This is a genomic window from Lactobacillus iners DSM 13335 (assembly GCF_000160875.1).
Taxonomy (GTDB): domain Bacteria; phylum Bacillota; class Bacilli; order Lactobacillales; family Lactobacillaceae; genus Lactobacillus; species Lactobacillus iners.
The window spans coordinates 1-16,902 of sequence record NZ_GG700802.1; the positions used below are offsets into that span (position 1 = coordinate 1).

Below are 16,902 nucleotides of genomic sequence, written 5' to 3' on the forward strand. Positions count from 1 at the left end.
CTGTAATGATATATAACTTTTTAATAGCATAAATTTATGATAGTTAAAATAGCTGATTAAATTGTAGCTGATGAATATTATCTTGTGCAGTATTCTTTATGGATAATATTTTTGGGCTAGTACACCGCTAAATATGAAGCTATACTTACGCTAAATGTTTATATATAAATTTTATTTCAGCCTATTGAAAAAGCCTTAGAATGCGATATCACATTTTAAGGCTATATTTTTTATGATATTATTTAATTTTCTTAATAAATTTGATGGACAATATCAAAATGCTGAAGATAACTAAGGCACTAATCATCGGAATACGATCTTTTGGTACCCATAGTAATAGTCCAATCATAGTAATGAAAAATCCTAATACAAGGTAGTCTGTATATGGATATAGCGGCATTCTGAAATTATGTAATTGCTGTTCAGGGGTTTGCTTTCTATAACGGATATGTGCCCAGATCATGATGGACCAGATTATTAAAAACATACTCGTTGAAGTAGCCGCTATGAAGTGAAATGCATTTTCTAAAAATAAGTTCATTATTGGTGCAATCCCTATTAATAAGGTTGAAAAGAGCAATGCATTTTCTGGTAATTGTCGTTTATTTAATTGCCCCATACATTTAGCAAAATTACTCTGTCCATGGTAATTTAGAGAAAATAGTAAACGTCCGCCACTATAAATAAATGTATTCGTAGAAGAAATAGCAGCACTGATTACTACAAAGTTGATGATACAAGCAGCATTTTTAATACCAGTTGCACCTAATGCTTGGACAAATGGTGAATCATTAATAGCAACTTGTTTCCATGGTATGACCAATAAAATAGCTAAAATAGCGAGAACATAAAATAAAATAATTCTAACTGGTAATTCATTAATAGCTTTGACGATTGTTTTTTTAGGATCTTGTGCTTCCGCTGCAGTCAATCCAATTAATTCTACACCGATGAAACTAAAGATAACCATCTGAAAGCCACTAAAGAAACCATTAGCACCTTTAGCAAAAAATCCACCATCTTTGAATAGGTTACTAAAGCTGATTGCACCATACAATTTTGTTGATCCATTAGTGATTAATAGGTAAAAAACTAATAAAACAAAGGCAACAATAGTCAATATTTTAATAATTGCAAAACTAAATTCCATATTACCGAAAACTTTAGCTGAAATTAAATTAATCATTAACAAAATTATTAACGTGATTGATCCAGGTAGCCATAGTGGCAAATCGTGCCACCAATATCTAAAATATAGTCCTAATGCAGTTAGTTCTGCCATACCTAACGATAGCCAACTAAACCAGTATAGATAGCCAGTAACTGTTCCGATAACTTTGCCTAAATATTGGGTAATAAAATCAATATATGTATTTTTATTCAAATCTGAAAGAATTAATTCCCCTAACGCTCGCATCAAGAGGAAAAGAAAGAATCCAACTAGTGTATAAATTAAAATTACTGCTGGTCCTGCCAATTCAATACTATTACCAACACCTAAGAAAAGGCCAGTGCCAATTGTCCCACCTAGAGCTATTAACTGAATATGCGTGTTAGTAAGGCTTCTTTTCATTGATATGTCTTTTGAAGAATGAGATTTTTTCTGCTTCATTCACTAACTCCTTTCATGTATTAGAAAATTTTACCATATAATGTAAATAATTTCCTTTATGGAGCATATGTTAGTGGATATAAATCTGCTCGCCTAATTATTGTAATATAAATAATATATGATTTCTAGCAACCATCTTAACTAATAAAAGATTGTGAAAACAAAAACAATATATACGCTAAAAAAAGCAATTATAGTAGTAATTGCACTGTTCAAGTCAAATATACATTGTTAATTAATTAACAATGTTATTGTATCTTAGCTACATTGGTAGTATACTCAATTTAGTTGAATAAATTATACAGTGTAGCAAATGAAGGGATTTTTATATGGCTAAAGAAATTGCATCAACAACTAAAAAGGAACAAATAGATGTACAAGCTATGATTGATAGCTACGTAGTACAAGCTCATGTTGCATTAGATAAGATGGCTAATTTTTCACAAGAACAAGTAGATAAAATTTGTGAAGCGATAGCTAAAGTCGGAGAACAAAATAGTTATTTATTGGCTAAGATGGCTGTTGAAGAAACAGGACGCGGTATTGTTGAAGATAAAACAATTAAAAATATGTTTGCCAGTGAAAATATCTGGAATAGCTTGCGTCATGAAAAGACAGTAGGTATCATTTCTGAGGATCCTGAAAGACAATTAATTAAAATAGCTGAACCAGTTGGTGTTATTGCTGGTGTAACGCCTGTAACTAATCCAACATCTACTGTTATTTTTAAGTCGATGATTGCGTTAAAAACACGTAATACAATTATTTTTGGTTTTCATCCGCAAGCTCAAAAATGCTGCGTTAAAACTGCAGAATTAATTCGTGAAGCAGCAATTAAGGCAGGAGCTCCTGATAACTGTATTCAATGGATCGAATATCCAAGTATTGAAGCTACTAATGCTTTAATGACACATCCTAATATTCAAACTATTTTAGCTACTGGTGGTCCTGGCATGGTAAAGGCTGCATATTCTTCTGGTAAGCCTGCATTAGGTGTAGGCCCTGGTAATGGCCCTGCATATATTGAAAAAACAGCTAATTATCAACGTGCTGCTTATGACATTATTTTGTCTAAGACGTTTGATAATGGGATGGTGTGTGCTTCAGAAAATTCTGTAGTTATTGATAAAGACATTTATGATAAAGTCAAAAAAGAATTTGAAGCATGGAATTGTTACTTCTTAAACAAGGATGAAATTAAAAAATTTGAAACTACTTTTATTGATCCTCGTCGTGGAACAGTAGCTGGACCTATTGCTGGTAAGTCAGCCTACGAAATAGGTAAACTTTGTGGTGTCGATGTTCCTGAAGATACTAAGGTAATCATTGCTGAATATAGTGGCGTAGGTAAAGAATATCCATTGTCTGCTGAAAAATTATCCCCTGTATTTACTATGTATAAGGTATCAGGAGCAGATGAAGCATTTAAGATTTGTAAAGATCTATTGAGTTATGGCGGACGTGGTCATACTGTTGGTATTCATACTGAAAATAAGGAATTAATTAAGAAGTTTGCTTTAGCAATGTCTGCATGTCGTATTTTAGTCAATACACCAGCTGCTTTGGGTGGTATTGGTGATTTGTACAATAACATGTTGCCGTCCATGACTTTAGGTACTGGCTCATATGGTGCAAATTCTATGTCACATAATATTTCTGCCGCAGATTTATTGAATATTAAGACTGTTGCGATGAGAAGAGACAATATGCAGTGGATAAAGGTTCCAAAGAAGACTTATTTTGAACATAATGCTGCTAATTATTTAAAACATATGCCCGATGTAGAAAAATTTTTTATCGTAACAGATGAAACCGTGGCAGGAAAATACGCAAACCAAATAACTGATATTATCAGTCAAAGATTAGGTAAAAAAAGTTATGAAGTTTTCCAGGCTGTTAAAGAACATCCAACAACTGATGTTATTTTAGATGGTGTTCATCGAATGAATATTTTTAAGCCTGACGCTATTGTAGCCTTGGGTGGCGGATCTGTTATGGATGCTGCTAAGATTATGCGATTATTTTACGAAAATCCTGACATGACTTTAGAAGACTCATATCAAAAATTTATTGATATTCGTAAGAGAGTTGTTCGCTTTCCTAAAACAAATATGGTGCAATTAGTATGTATACCAACCACTTCAGGTACTGGTTCAGAAGTATCACCATTTGCTATTATTAAAGATACACAAACTGGTATTAAACATACTTTATGTGATTATTCATTAAATCCTGATGTTGCAATTGTTGATGACAATTTTGTTGAAACCCTTCCTGCAAAATTAGTTGCTAATTCAGGTATGGAAGCATTAGCACATGCAATGGAGAGTTATGTATCAACGATGGCTACTGACTTTACACGTGGTTGGTCTATGGAAGCAATTAAGTTAATTTTTGCTAATTTAGAAAAATCATATAAAGGTGATCAAGCAGCACGTAGTAAAATGCATAATGCATCTACCTTAGCTGGTATGGCTTATGCTAATGCCTTCTTAGGAGTAGGACATGCAATTGCTCATACTTTAGGATCTACTTTTAATATTCCTTCAGGATTGAGTGATGCGATTACTATGCCATATGTAATCAAATTTAATGCACAACGTCCACGCAAATTACCTATTAGACCACATTATTCAGTCTTTAGAGCTGATAAAGATTATGCTGAAATTGCACGTAGCTTAGGTATTCAAGGAAAAAATGATCAAGAATTAGTCGAGGGTTTAATTAATAAATTTGTTGAATTGGCAAAATCAATTAATATGACGCTTAATTTAAAAGACAATGGTGTTTCAGAGGCTGACTTTAATAATAAAGTTGAACAATTAGCTGTTGAAGCTTACGGTGATCAAAATATAGTTACCAATCCATCAGCACCTTTAATTAAGCAAATTGAACAGTTGATGAAAAAAATCTATGTTGGTTAATTTTTTTCAGTAAATATAAAGGAGCTACCATTGTGTAAGGCAATTGGTGGCTTTTTTGTTGGTATCTTAATTTATATAAAAAACTTAACTAATGCTTAAGAAAAACATTAACTTTTTACTTGATAATATAATGTGTTAAATTATGAGGAGAGATAGAGATATAATATGAAAAAAATACTTGCAATTAATTCTGGTAGTTCGTCATTTAAATACAAGTTGTTTAATTATCCATCTGAAGAAGTTGTTGCTCAAGGTCAAGCACAAAGGATAGGATTAGCTGGTGCTACCTTTTCGTTGAAATTAGCCGATGGTAGTAAGTACGAATCTGAAATTAAGATTCCTGACCATAAAACTGCGATTCAATTATTATTGACGTGGTTGCCTAAGTATAATGTTATTAATGATTTAAAAGAAATTGCGGGTATAGGTCACCGAGTAGTGGCAGGTGGAGAAATCTTTTCTGAAAGTGCTTTGATTGATAAAGAAAAGTTGCAACAAATTTATGATTTATCTGACTACGCACCTTTACATAATCCTTATGAAGCTGATGGCATTAGGGATTTTATGCAATTATTACCAGGAGTACCACAAGTAGCTGTATTTGATACTTCATTTCATCATACATTGGATCCAGTACACTATTTATACTCATTGCCTTATAAGTATTATGAAAAATACCGTGCTAGAAAATATGGAGCCCATGGAACATCAGTCAGATATGTTTCACATCGAGCAGCTGAACTTTTAAATAAGCCGCTTAATGAGTTAAAGATGATTGTTTGCCATCTAGGTAATGGGGCTTCCATAACTGCAATTAAAGATGGTAAATCATATGATACGTCTATGGGCTTTAGCCCTGTAGCAGGAATTACAATGTCAACACGTAGTGGAGATATTGATCCTTCAGTTTTACAATATGTGATGAAAAAAGAAAATATTAGTGATTTTAATAAGATGATTAATATTTTAAATAATAAATCAGGTATTTTAGGTATATCTGATTATTCTCCAGATATGCGAGATATTAGAAAAAAAGCTGCTGCAGGTGATGTCAAAGCCAAGTTGGCTAAAGATATTTTCGTTAATCGAATTATTAAGTATATTGGTTCTTATTACGTGGATATGGGCGGGTTAGATGCTTTAGTGTTTACTGCTGGAATAGGTGAAAATGAATCATTATATCGCCAAGCTATTGTTGATAAGTTGTCTGTTTTAGGATTGAAGATTGATGAAAAAGCAAATTCAGTCAATGGTGAAAAAGTTATATCGGCTGTCGATTCAAAAGCCAAGATACTTATTATTCCTACAAATGAAGAATTAGTTATTGCTAGGGATGTAGTTCGTTTAGCTCAGATTAACAAATAAGAGATATTTTTTCGTAAATAAAAGGGAACAATCACCTCAATGTGATTGTTCCTTTTTTTAATCTTCATATCCATTAGGATGTTTTTGATGCCATTTCCATGCAGAAGCGATAATATTATCGATATTTTCATGTTTAGGTTGCCAGCCTAAAATGGTTCTAGCTTTAGTAGAATCAGCTACTAGCGAATCAGGGTCGCCGCCTCTACGTGGTCCAAATTTGTAGGGAATATCTGTCGCAGTAATCCGTTTTGCACATTCCAGAATTTCCAAATTTGAATATCCATGTGTTGTTCCTAAATTGAATACATCTGATAGATTAGTCTTTATCAGATGCTTCAAAGCTAGAATATGTGCATCAATTAAATCTTCAACTTCAACATAATCACGGACATTGGTACCGTCGATAGTTTGGTAATCATTACCATAAATTGTAAATATTTTGTCATGACTATCAGCACATTTTAAAATGTTTGGAATTAAATGAGATTCTGTTCTATGGTCTTCACCAATTGTGCCATCACTGGTAGCTCCAGCAACATTAAAATAACGTAAAGCGATGGATTTAATATTATTAGCTTTATCTGCCCATAACATCATCTTTTCCATCATCATTTTGGTTTCACCATAAGGATTAATTGGTTTTAATGGTGCCTCTTCAGTAATTGGTAATTTTTCAGGTATTCCATAAGTTGCAGCTGACGATGAAAAGATAAGATATTTAACTTTAGCATCATTCATAGCATTTAGTAGCGAAATCATACCAGTAATATTATTTTGATAATATAATAGTGGCTTTTGAACTGACTCTGATACTAATGAATAAGCTGCAAAATGCATAACAGCGTCAATTTTTTCATTTCTTAAAATCTTTGAAACTAAAAAAGTATTTAATAAATCAACTTGATAAAACTTAGCTCGGGGATCAATTGCTTTTCGATGACCTGTAATTAGATTATCGAGAACGACTACATGATAACCTGAATCAAGTAATTTACGAACAGCATGTGAACCTATGTATCCAGCTCCACCAATAACTAATATGTTCATATAAAATACCCTCTTTCTTACTATGAATCGGATTGTAACATATTATATCAAAATTTAAAATAGTGGATTATTAAAAGATTTTTATTACAAATTAAATTGTTTTTTTTGCTAAAATATCTTACAATTCCTTTAGAAGATAATTTAATATACAGCGAGAGAACAATGAACGAAGATAATTTTATACAGATAAAAAACCTGAAAATGGTATACGAAAACGGATATCAAGCAATATCAGATATAAGTTTCACGGTTAAAAAAGGCGAGTTAGTTTGCTTATTAGGACCTAGTGGTTGTGGTAAAACGACAACTTTGAATATGGTTGCCGGCTTATTGAATCCTACTGGTGGTGATATTCTAGTAGATGGTAAGTCAGTTTTGAATGTAGCACCTAAAGATAGAAATATAGGCTATGTGTTTCAAAATTATGCCTTATATCCACATATGACAGTTTTACAAAATGTTATGTTTCCTATGACTGTAGGTAAGAATAAGAAGAGCAAAGAAGAAGCTAAACAGATTGCTGAACGTTTTATGCGATTAACTCATATTGAAGAATATGCTAATCAAAAGCCAGGTAAATTATCAGGTGGGCAACAACAACGTGTTTCTATAGCTAGAGCTTTAGTGCAACAGCCTAAGATCTTGTTGATGGATGAACCTTTGAGTAATTTGGATGCACGCTTAAGATTAAAAATTAGAGAAGAAATTCGTGCACTTGTAAAGAAAGTTGGAATCACTACTTTATTTGTTACTCATGATCAAGAAGAAGCATTGTCCATTGGAGATAAAATTATTTTATTTAATGAAGGAGTTATTCAGCAGGATGCTGCAAGTTATGAGATCTATTTAAATCCTGCTAATCAGTTTGTTGCTAATTTTATTGGTAATCCTGTTGTTGATAATTTTAATGTGGAAGTATCAGATGGCAAAGTTATAGGAGATGGTTTTGAGATACCAATTTCTGCTTTTGATTCTGATAGATTTAAGAAAAATCTTACTGATGGCGTTTATACTTTGAGCTTGAGACCTGAAAATGTTTTTCCAGTTGATAATCAAGCAGATGGATTTTTCACTTGCAAAATTGATGATATTGAATTGATAGGTCGAGAACGCATCCTCAAATTTACAATTAATGGCTTAGGACAACGGTCTTTAGTTAAAGTTGAAGCAAATGTAGAGCCTAGTGATGAAGTCTGTTTTGGATTAAACCTCGATCGTGCGTTTATATTTGATAATAATGGGGAGCGAATATATTAATGAAAAATAATCAAAAAAAGGCTTGGTTATTTTTGCTACCAGCGATTATATCTGTAACAATCTTTAGTATTTGGCCAATTATTAGAGCATTTATTATCAGTTTTCAGGGTGGACCGTTAATTTGTTTAAATTTCAACGGAATAGAAAACTATAAATATATATTTGCTGATACCGATTTTTGGAATTCATTGACCAATACTGCTATCTATGCATTTATGACTGTACCGATTGCATTAGCGATTGCATTAGCGTTAGCTTGGTTTGTATTTTCTAAAATAAGACATCAGAGCTTTTTTGAAGCAATGTTTTTTATGCCTTACGTTACTAGTACAATTGCTACTGGTATTGTTTTTAGATACATCTTTAATGGTAAATATGGATTGTTGGATTTTGTTTTAAAAATGCTACATTTACCAGCACCAGATTGGTTAGATGATCCAAGTATGAGCCTTATTTCATTAATTATTTTTGGTATATGGTCATCGCTAGCCTTTAATATTGTTATATTAATAGGTGCTTTGCGTAATATTGACCCTAATTATTATGTATTAGCTGATATGTATGGTGCTAATGAAAGTGAAAAGTTTTGGCGTATTACGATTCCACAACTATTTCCAACTTTAGCGTTTTTGTTAACAGTTAACTTAATAGGTGCCTTTAAAGTTTATACACAAGTGTTTGCCTTATTTAATGGGTCAGCTGGACAAGGTAATTCAGCGATTACATCCGTTTTCTATATTTATAATAAATTTCAAGTTGCTAATACACCAGGAGTTGCGATGGCAGCGACTGTATGTTTATTCTTGTTTATTTTATTTATAACATGTCTGCAACGTAAGTTAATGAAGAGAGTGAACAGTTAGCATGAAAAAAATTAAAACAATACTTATTTATATTTTTGTAACATTTTTTGCTATTATTACAGTCTTCCCCTTCATTTATATGATTTTTGGTGGACTGATGACATATGAAGAAACTACACGTATACCGCCTACCTTTGTACCGGGTAGTTTTAAAATTAGTAATTACCTAGCAGTATTTAATCAAGCTCCTTTTGCGAGATACTTTTTTAATACCTTTGTGACTGCAACTACGACTACAGTTGTAAGTTTATTCACTTCGATTTTGGGAGCATTTGCCATGGCAAACCTGAAATTTAAAGGTAAAGGGTTAATTAAAATCATATTGATATCATTATTAATGGTACCAGGTGAGGCAATTATTTTTACTAACTATACTACTATTATGAGTATGGGATTGATTAATACATACATAGGTTTAGTTATACCTTTTTTAACATCTATATTTTATATGTACTATTTGCAAAGTTATTTCAAATCAATTACGCCAACTGTGTATAAAGCTGCAATGATTGATGGAGCTAGTGATTGGGAGTATATTTGGCGAATTTTAGTGCCAATGTCTAAAAGTGGCTTAATTACTGTTGCATTATTGAGTTTTATCTCAGGTTGGAATGCTTTCTTGTGGCCATTATTAGTTACTAACGAGTCAGATATGCGTTTGTTAAATAATGGATTAGCAGCATTTGCTACGGAAGCTGGTTCACAAACGCAATTGCAATTAGCAGCTGCGACTTTAATCGTGTTACCAATCTTAATTGTTTACTTTGTATTTAGAAAGCAAATTATACGTGGAGTTGTAAATCATGAATTTAAAGCATAAAACAAAAGTTACATTTTACAATGGCTTAACCACTATTGGTGGACCAATGATTGAAGTGGCTTATAATGATTCTCATGTTTTATTTGACTTAGGAGAAGTGTTTAAACCAGACTTAGAATTGGCGGATGAAAGTTTTCAAACCTTAATCGATAATCAATTAATCGGTGATGTGCCTGATTTTTACGATTATCATTTAACAGGCAAGAAATTATCCGATAGTCATTGGAAAGCTAGTGCAGCCTATATATCACATGTACATTTAGATCATAGTAAAGCCCTTAATTTATTAGATGAGTCTGTTAAATTATATACAGGTCCAATTACTGCTAGTATGTTGCCAGTTTTAAATAAAGATGGCAATTATTTATTACCTGCAGCTGGAAAACCTAAAAATTACACTCGCCCGATAATAGCTGCTGATTTGAATGTGCCAATTAAAGTAGGTGATATTACATTAGAAATTGTTCCTAGTGATCATGATGCGTATGGTGCAACAGGGCTAATTATTAAAACTCCTGATAAAAAAATTGCTTATACTGGTGATATTAGATTGCATGGTTATCACCCAGAATGGGTAGAAGCTTTTATGCATAAAGGACACGGCTGTGATATGTTGATTATTGAATCTACTGCCTTGTCTTGGCCTAATGAGAACCATAGCGAAGAATTTACTGGACCTAAAAATGAAGATGAATTGATTGATAGGATTGTTCAATATCAGATAGATAATCCAAAGCGACAAATCACCTTTAATACTTATATTTCTAATGTAGAAAGAATTCTTCGAATTATTAAAGATTCGCCTAGAAAAGTTGTCCTTTCTGCCAAAAGAGCCGAATTTTTGAAATTGTCAATTGGTGTTGATGTAGCATACTATTACTTGCCTGGTGAAGAGATAATTCCAATTTTGCGTTCAGATTTAGAAGTTAATTATAATACTTTATTAGCTGATGAAAGTGAATTCTTATGGCAAGCTGTAGCTGATTTTGATAAGTTAAAGAGTGGTAGTTTGTATATCCATAGTAATGCAGAACCATTAGGTAGCTTTGATCCTGCTTATCAGCCATTTGTTGATACATTAGAACAACATCAGGTAGAAGTTGTGATGCTGCGCTGTTCTGGTCATGCCAGTGCATCAGCATTAGAAAAAATAATACGTGGGTTTGAACCAAATGTTTTGGTACCCGTTCATTCAATGCATCCAGAACTTTTGGAGAATCCATGTGGAAGTCGTCTTTTACCCGAACGTAATCAAGTATTTACATTTGAGTAAAATTGTTGTTGTTTTCGTTTTGTTTATTGGGAGGACATATGAAATTTACCAAAAAGTTAGCTACTTTGGCAGTAACTGCTTTAGCTGTAGTATCATTGACAGCATGTTCAAATAAGAGTAGCAATTCTAGTGCTAAGATACCAACTAAGATTAGTAAAAAGACTACTGTTGTTTTCTGGCATGGTATGGTTGGTGGCCAAGAAAAGGCTTTAAAGAGCATGGCTAAGGAGTTTGAAGCTAAGAATCCTAAGATTCATATTAAGCTTGAAAATCAAGGAAAGTATTCTGATTTACAAGCTAAGATTAATTCAACTCTACAATCACCTAAAAATTTACCAACAATTAGTCAGGCATATCCAGGTTGGTTGTTAGTAGCAGCACAAGCTAAGAAATTAGTTGATATGAAACCATATATTACCAATTCAAAGATTGGATGGGGATCTGTTACTAAGAGTGACATTAGAGCTGACTTGTTAAAAGGTGCTCAAATTAAGGGAGTACAATATGGTATACCATTTAATAAGTCAATTGAAGTATTACTTTACAACAAAGATTTATTAAAGAAATATGGCGTAAAAGTTCCTAAGAATATGGCTGAATTGAAAAAAGCAGCTAAAGTTATTTACAAGAAGAGTGATCACAAAGTTGTAGGTGCAGGTTTTGACTCACTTTCTAACTATTATGCTTTGGGTATGAAAGAAAAAGGTCATGATTTCAATAATAAGATTGACTTTACTAGTTCTGATTCCAAGAGCATTATTGATTTCTACGCTAATGGTATTAAGGATGGTTACTTCCAAACTGCAGGTTCAGCTGGCTATCTCTCAGGAGATTTCTCTAACCAAAAACTTGCGATGTATGTAGGTTCTTCTGCAGGTGAATGTTTCGTTAAAATGGGTGTAGGCAAAAAGTTTGAATACGGTGTTGCACCTCGTCCATCAGAATACAATATCGCACAAGGTACAGATATTTACATGTTTGATAGTGCAAGTGCCGATCAAAAGGCTGCTGCATTTATGTTTATTAAGTTCTTGTTAACAAAAGAAAATCAACTTGCATGGGCTGATAAGACTGGATATATTCCTGTAACAAATACAGTGATTTCTTCAGAAGCATATAAGGAATCAAAGAAGACCAAGATGCCACCAATTTTGACTAAGGCAATGGCCAACTTATATAGTGTTCCTGTTGTTAAGAATAGTAACGCTGCATATGCTGCTGTAAACACTGAATTACAGGCTGTGTTTGCCCAAGCTAAAAAGCACAAAGATTGGTCCGAAAATATTAAAAAGGGTCAACATAAGATTGATAGTGCTTGGAAACAATAATTATTATAAAAAGGGATGTTATGCATCCCTTTTTTATTTTTTGACAAATTTAATAAATAAATACTCTTTTTTTGACAAAACTAAATTAGTGTCAATAAGATATTGATATAGTTTGCTTATATTGCTACTATAATAGCGTTGGTAATATTAATTTGGGAGGTAGATTTTTATAGAAACCTGTTTTATTAAACAAGTCGAAATCTTTTATAAGGAATTATCCAGTAGGGCAAATTATAATTGCTCCATAAAGCATTTATGTCAGCGTAGTAATATTTCTAGACAAACATTTTATAATAAGTATAAAACGTTAAGTAATTTTGCTGCCATTTGTGTACAAGCCAAAATTAAAAGCTTCTATGCAGATAAGCAACATCTTGATTTAGATAAAAAGATAGCTTTGGGACTACGTTTTGTTAAAGATGAAAAAATATTCTTCGCCAATGTTATTAGATTGTGTAAGAAAAAATGCTTATGCTTAACTTTGGAAGAATATTTGTATAATATAATGAAAAAAGAACTAGGAGATAAGTGTGAGATATCTGAGCATTCTTTGAGGAAGAGTGTCAAGCAATTATATGATTCAATATATAAATGGCTGGATCATGGTTGTTTAAGAGGTGTTGATAACTTTATTGATGATATTCAAAATATAGCGGACTATTTTGAATTTATGTCTAGTGTGGTAGATGTTAAACCGCTGTGGTTAAAGTCATTACAACCAAAAAAATAACTTTGATTATGCTTGCAGTTGTGGATTTGTTAATATTTTTAAGTTTGGTAAATGCAGGGTAGATACGTGTAATTTTGTAATCAAGATAGCTGTTAGCAAAATGTACGTAGGATCTATGTTATCTTTAATATCGCAACTAATAGTTATATCATTAGACTTAATAGCAATAAAAATTGTTGCTATTTTTTTTATACCTTTGTAGCAATAAAATTGTTGATTTTTAACATTACCATATGCCCAATAACATAAATGAGCAGCAAATAAGACCTCTTTGTATCCTAGATTAACAGTAGTTATATTAATAGGGGCATTGTCTTTGATTTTAATGTAATATTTTGAATTGGGGCATTTTTTATCATGGTATAAACGACCTATCTCCTCATTATTTTTTGTTTTAAGTATTATCATTTGGCTGAGAGTATTTAAACAACCACAAATAAAGTAAGAAATTTCATGATATTGATTAGTTACTTCGAATTGATTTTGAAAAATATTATTAACCAAATGTATTTGATATAACATTAATTATCACCTAGAAATTCATAGATTGCATGAGCCACTCCATCTTCGGTGTTTTTTAGTGTGATATGTTTAGCAAGTGCTTTTATTTCATCAACTGCATTGCCCATAGCTACGCTAACGCCTGCTCGTTCAATCATAGACTTATCATTCAGATTATCTCCAATAGCCATAACTTGGTTTGTTGATATCCCTTTCATTTTTGCATAGTGCATTAATGCAATTCCTTTTTGTGCATTTTTATGATTGATTTCAATATTAGTATTGGAACTGGAAGTAATAACCAGATCTCCTAGTTGCAATAATTTTTTACTTACTTGATCAAAGGTTGCACCATCTGGTTTAAATGCTAAAAATTTCATGACTTTGAAATTAGGTAAATTAAGCAAGTTTGAATAATTATCAACGAATGATATGCCCATAATTTGTTCTGAGCCGCTGGAGAGGGGAACAGCATGTTTGAAATCTAGATTTTGGTTTAAGTCTACTAAAAGATTAGAAACATTAGTAATACGTTCCAATTTTGAATTTGAATAAACATTGTCAGCAGATACAATTTCAAAATAATAGCCACTTTCATTTAAAATCTTTATGATTTCTTTGCTTTTTTCTGTAGGAATATCTTGTTCAAAAACTAAATGTCCTTCAGTGTTGTAAAGCATAGCCCCATTTAAATTAATATAGCCAACTTTGATTCCTGCATTGGCTAATAATTTAGCAGATTCCAATTTGCTCCGACCAGTTGCAATTAAAAATTCAACGCCCTTTTTTTGAGCATATTTTATAGCTTTGATATTTTCAGCAGAAATTTGCATTTTTTCATTAAGTAAGGTACCATCCATGTCGCTAGCAATCAATTTAATCATAATATTCCTCCATATATTTCTCAATCATTATGATATCATGAAATTAGGTTATTTTTTAGAATAGAAAGATTGATTTTAATTATTAAGATGAAAAAATTTATTGGGAATGATTGGGATCAAATATTAGATCCTATATTTGAGAGTGATAAGTATCGCCAATTACATGAATTTATCAAGCATGAATATAGTACTAAGGTAATTTATCCAGATATGTATCACATTTATACAGCATTTAAGCTGACACCTTTTTATAAAACTAAGGTGGTGATTTTGGGACAGGATCCATATCATAATCCTCAACAGGCAACGGGTATGAGTTTTAGTGTTAATCCAGGAGTTGCATTACCCCCTTCGTTACGTAATATCTATAAAGAATTGCATAATGATGTTGGAGCTAAGATAGTTAATCATGGCTACTTAAAAAAGTGGGCCGATCAAGGGGTGTTATTGTTAAACGCAGTCCTGACGGTCCCATATGGTAAGGCGAATGGACATCAAGGAAAAGGCTGGGAATTTGTTACTGATCAAGCGATTAAGTCTTTAAGTGATCGAGGAGGAGTTGTATTTATTTTATGGGGTAAATTTGCTCAAAATAAAATACCACTGATTGATGTCAATAAAAATTTCATTTTAAAATCAGCACACCCTAGTCCACTATCTGCTAGTTATGGATTTTTTGGCTCGCATCCTTTTTCTAAATGTAATGAATTATTAAAAAAATTAGGGAAAAGCCCTATAGATTGGCAATTACCAGAATCGGTTGCACCTAATGATGTTGTTTAATTATAATATGATGTATAGCATAGTTATGATGGGGAGGAAAATTAAATCAGATGAAAGTATTTGATATCTTAAAACAAAAGGCATTATCTTGTGAACAAAGTATTGTTTTTCCAGAAGGTAATGATTTAAGGGTTTTGGAGGCAGTTTGTCGACTTAAATCAGAAAGAATGGTTAATCCTATTTTATTAGGGGATGTTGACGAAATAAAAAAATTGGCACTGCAAAACCATTTAAATTTGGCGGATATTCGAATTATTAATCCTTTAACTTATAATCAAATCGATGAGATGATTGATGCCTTGGTCAAACGTCGTAATGGCAAGAATACTGTACAAGAAGCTGCAGAAATGCTCAAACATGGTTCTTATTTTGGAACGATGTTGGTATATTTACATAAAGCTGCTGGAATGGTATCGGGAGCAGCTCATTCTACTGCCGATACAGTTAGACCAGCATTGCAAATTATTAAAACTTTACCAGGTATGTCTCGTGTGTCGGGTGCAATGATTATAGAAAGAGAAACGGAGAAATATATATTTTCTGATTGTGCTATTAATATTGATCCAGATGCACAAACTCTAGCTGAAATCGCATATCAATCATACTTAACAGCTAAAATGATTGGATTAGATCCTAAAGTTGCTATGTTAAGTTTTTCTACCAAAGGATCTGCTAAGGGACCTATGATAGACAAAGTGATTCAAGCAACAAAAATCGTGCATGAAACGCATCCAGAAGTGAAAATTGATGGTGAGTTACAGTTTGATGCGGCTTTTGTAGCTAATGTTGCTGCTAAAAAAGCTCCTAATTCTGAAGTTGCTGGTAAAGCTAATGTTTTTGTTTTTCCTGAGTTACAATCAGGAAATATTGGTTACAAAATTGCACAAAGGTTGGGTAATTTTACGGCAGTTGGTCCCGTTTTGCAAGGACTAGCAGCTCCAATCAATGATTTATCACGTGGTTGCTCGGCAAATGATGTTTATTTAGCAGGAATCTTAACAGCTGTGCAAGCAATTGAGGCTAAAAAATGAAATTATTAATTACTTCTGATCATGAAATGCAAGATCTCGGACAAATTTTAGGAACGCATGCAGTAGCAGGAAATATATTGCTACTAACTGGTGATCTAGGGGCTGGTAAAACAACTTTAACTAAAGGAATTGCTAAAGCTCTAGGCATTAAAAGACCCGTAAAAAGTCCTACTTATACAATAGTTCGTGAATATAAGGAAGGAACATTGCCATTGTTTCATATGGATATGTATCGCTTAAAAGATAGTGATCTCTCGAGTATTGATTTGAATGATTATTTTGAACAAAATGGAGTAATTGTGATTGAATGGCCAGAGTTTGTGATGGATAATTTACCAGCTGATTATTTAAAAATTAATATTGCACGAATTGATGATACTTGGGATTCAACTAAACGAAGTCTAGTATTAACTAGTAGCGGAGAAAATAGCAATATCTGGCTAAATAAAATTTTACCTGACATCGAAAAATAGAATTTTTAAAG

Annotated in this window: 15 protein-coding genes; 11 read left to right on the forward strand and 4 right to left on the reverse strand. The window is 32.4% G+C overall.

Annotated features, from left to right (window positions below; all coding sequences use genetic code 11):
• Positions 1 to 238: 238 nt before the first annotated feature.
• On the reverse strand, positions 239 to 1,612 hold the full coding sequence (locus tag HMPREF0520_RS00850) for an amino acid permease (protein ID WP_006729005.1): 1,374 nt from the start codon (positions 1,610 to 1,612) through the stop codon (positions 239 to 241).
• 329 nt (positions 1,613 to 1,941) lie between these two features.
• On the opposite strand from HMPREF0520_RS00850, the gene adhE reads away from it, so the two are divergent.
• Complete coding sequence (gene adhE, locus HMPREF0520_RS00855) at positions 1,942 to 4,536, forward strand: bifunctional acetaldehyde-CoA/alcohol dehydrogenase (protein WP_006729006.1); 2,595 nt, start codon at positions 1,942 to 1,944, stop codon at positions 4,534 to 4,536.
• A 165-nt stretch (positions 4,537 to 4,701) separates the two neighbouring features.
• A complete protein-coding gene (locus HMPREF0520_RS00860; RefSeq protein ID WP_006729007.1) occupies positions 4,702 to 5,901 on the forward strand; it encodes an acetate/propionate family kinase in 1,200 nt (399 codons plus the stop codon).
• Positions 5,902 to 5,958: 57 nt separating this feature from the next.
• Here HMPREF0520_RS00860 and galE read toward each other — a convergent pair whose 3' ends face one another.
• Positions 5,959 to 6,948, reverse strand: coding sequence for a UDP-glucose 4-epimerase GalE (galE, locus tag HMPREF0520_RS00865; protein ID WP_006729008.1), 990 nt, complete (start codon positions 6,946 to 6,948; stop codon positions 5,959 to 5,961).
• A 162-nt stretch (positions 6,949 to 7,110) separates the two neighbouring features.
• Between galE and HMPREF0520_RS00870 the strand changes: the two genes are divergently transcribed.
• From HMPREF0520_RS00870 to HMPREF0520_RS00895, 6 genes are all read left to right on the forward strand, one after another.
• Positions 7,111 to 8,205 (forward strand): ABC transporter ATP-binding protein, encoded by a 1,095-nt coding sequence (locus tag HMPREF0520_RS00870; RefSeq protein WP_006729009.1) that lies wholly within the window; start codon positions 7,111 to 7,113, stop codon positions 8,203 to 8,205.
• On the forward strand, positions 8,205 to 9,068 hold the full coding sequence (locus tag HMPREF0520_RS00875; protein ID WP_006729010.1) for a carbohydrate ABC transporter permease: 864 nt from the start codon (positions 8,205 to 8,207) through the stop codon (positions 9,066 to 9,068). Before HMPREF0520_RS00870 ends, HMPREF0520_RS00875 begins: the two co-directional genes overlap by 1 nt.
• A 1-nt stretch (position 9,069) precedes the next feature.
• Positions 9,070 to 9,888: a carbohydrate ABC transporter permease gene (locus tag HMPREF0520_RS00880; protein ID WP_006729011.1), complete on the forward strand. Its 819-nt coding sequence runs from the start codon at positions 9,070 to 9,072 to the stop codon at positions 9,886 to 9,888.
• A complete protein-coding gene (locus HMPREF0520_RS00885) occupies positions 9,872 to 11,161 on the forward strand; it encodes an MBL fold metallo-hydrolase (protein ID WP_006729012.1) in 1,290 nt (429 codons plus the stop codon). The genes HMPREF0520_RS00880 and HMPREF0520_RS00885 overlap by 17 nt, the downstream gene beginning before the upstream one ends.
• A 38-nt stretch (positions 11,162 to 11,199) precedes the next feature.
• Positions 11,200 to 12,489, forward strand: a complete 1,290-nt coding sequence (locus HMPREF0520_RS00890) for an extracellular solute-binding protein (protein WP_006729013.1) — start codon at positions 11,200 to 11,202, stop codon at positions 12,487 to 12,489.
• A gap of 493 nt (positions 12,490 to 12,982) precedes the next feature.
• Positions 12,983 to 13,219, forward strand: coding sequence for a hypothetical protein (locus HMPREF0520_RS00895; protein ID WP_009310718.1), 237 nt, complete (start codon positions 12,983 to 12,985; stop codon positions 13,217 to 13,219).
• A 6-nt stretch (positions 13,220 to 13,225) separates the two neighbouring features.
• Here HMPREF0520_RS00895 and HMPREF0520_RS00900 read toward each other — a convergent pair whose 3' ends face one another.
• Entirely contained in the window at positions 13,226 to 13,741 is a 516-nt protein-coding gene (locus HMPREF0520_RS00900) for a hypothetical protein (protein ID WP_006729015.1), read from the reverse strand.
• Positions 13,741 to 14,604, reverse strand: coding sequence for a Cof-type HAD-IIB family hydrolase (locus HMPREF0520_RS00905; protein ID WP_006729016.1), 864 nt, complete (start codon positions 14,602 to 14,604; stop codon positions 13,741 to 13,743). Before HMPREF0520_RS00905 ends, HMPREF0520_RS00900 begins: the two co-directional genes overlap by 1 nt.
• Positions 14,605 to 14,691: 87 nt before the next feature.
• Between HMPREF0520_RS00905 and HMPREF0520_RS00910 the strand changes: the two genes are divergently transcribed.
• From HMPREF0520_RS00910 to tsaE, 3 genes are read left to right on the forward strand one after another with little or no spacing between them, the layout of a single operon-like run.
• Positions 14,692 to 15,387, forward strand: coding sequence for a uracil-DNA glycosylase (locus HMPREF0520_RS00910; RefSeq protein WP_006729017.1), 696 nt, complete (start codon positions 14,692 to 14,694; stop codon positions 15,385 to 15,387).
• A 50-nt stretch (positions 15,388 to 15,437) separates the two neighbouring features.
• The gene (gene pta / locus HMPREF0520_RS00915) at positions 15,438 to 16,418 is read left to right on the forward strand and encodes a phosphate acetyltransferase (RefSeq protein WP_006729018.1); all 981 of its coding nucleotides are present in this window, start codon (positions 15,438 to 15,440) and stop codon (positions 16,416 to 16,418) included.
• Entirely contained in the window at positions 16,415 to 16,891 is a 477-nt protein-coding gene (gene tsaE / locus HMPREF0520_RS00920) for a tRNA (adenosine(37)-N6)-threonylcarbamoyltransferase complex ATPase subunit type 1 TsaE (protein WP_006729019.1), read from the forward strand. The genes pta and tsaE overlap by 4 nt, the downstream gene beginning before the upstream one ends.
• Positions 16,892 to 16,902 lie beyond the last annotated feature (11 nt).

Coding starts and splice junctions, on each gene's coding strand:
- pta (WP_006729018.1), top strand. CDS start 15,438: ATGAAAGTATTTGATATCTTAAAACAAAAGGCATTATCTTGTGAACAA.
- HMPREF0520_RS00875 (WP_006729010.1), top strand. CDS start 8,205: ATGAAAAATAATCAAAAAAAGGCTTGGTTATTTTTGCTACCAGCGATT.
- HMPREF0520_RS00890 (WP_006729013.1), top strand. CDS start 11,200: ATGAAATTTACCAAAAAGTTAGCTACTTTGGCAGTAACTGCTTTAGCT.
- HMPREF0520_RS00880 (WP_006729011.1), top strand. CDS start 9,070: ATGAAAAAAATTAAAACAATACTTATTTATATTTTTGTAACATTTTTT.
- HMPREF0520_RS00850 (WP_006729005.1), bottom strand. CDS start 1,612: ATGAAGCAGAAAAAATCTCATTCTTCAAAAGACATATCAATGAAAAGA.
- HMPREF0520_RS00900 (WP_006729015.1), bottom strand. CDS start 13,741: ATGTTATATCAAATACATTTGGTTAATAATATTTTTCAAAATCAATTC.
- HMPREF0520_RS00910 (WP_006729017.1), top strand. CDS start 14,692: ATGAAAAAATTTATTGGGAATGATTGGGATCAAATATTAGATCCTATA.
- adhE (WP_006729006.1), top strand. CDS start 1,942: ATGGCTAAAGAAATTGCATCAACAACTAAAAAGGAACAAATAGATGTA.
- HMPREF0520_RS00870 (WP_006729009.1), top strand. CDS start 7,111: ATGAACGAAGATAATTTTATACAGATAAAAAACCTGAAAATGGTATAC.
- HMPREF0520_RS00885 (WP_006729012.1), top strand. CDS start 9,872: ATGAATTTAAAGCATAAAACAAAAGTTACATTTTACAATGGCTTAACC.
- galE (WP_006729008.1), bottom strand. CDS start 6,948: ATGAACATATTAGTTATTGGTGGAGCTGGATACATAGGTTCACATGCT.
- HMPREF0520_RS00905 (WP_006729016.1), bottom strand. CDS start 14,604: ATGATTAAATTGATTGCTAGCGACATGGATGGTACCTTACTTAATGAA.
- HMPREF0520_RS00860 (WP_006729007.1), top strand. CDS start 4,702: ATGAAAAAAATACTTGCAATTAATTCTGGTAGTTCGTCATTTAAATAC.
- tsaE (WP_006729019.1), top strand. CDS start 16,415: ATGAAATTATTAATTACTTCTGATCATGAAATGCAAGATCTCGGACAA.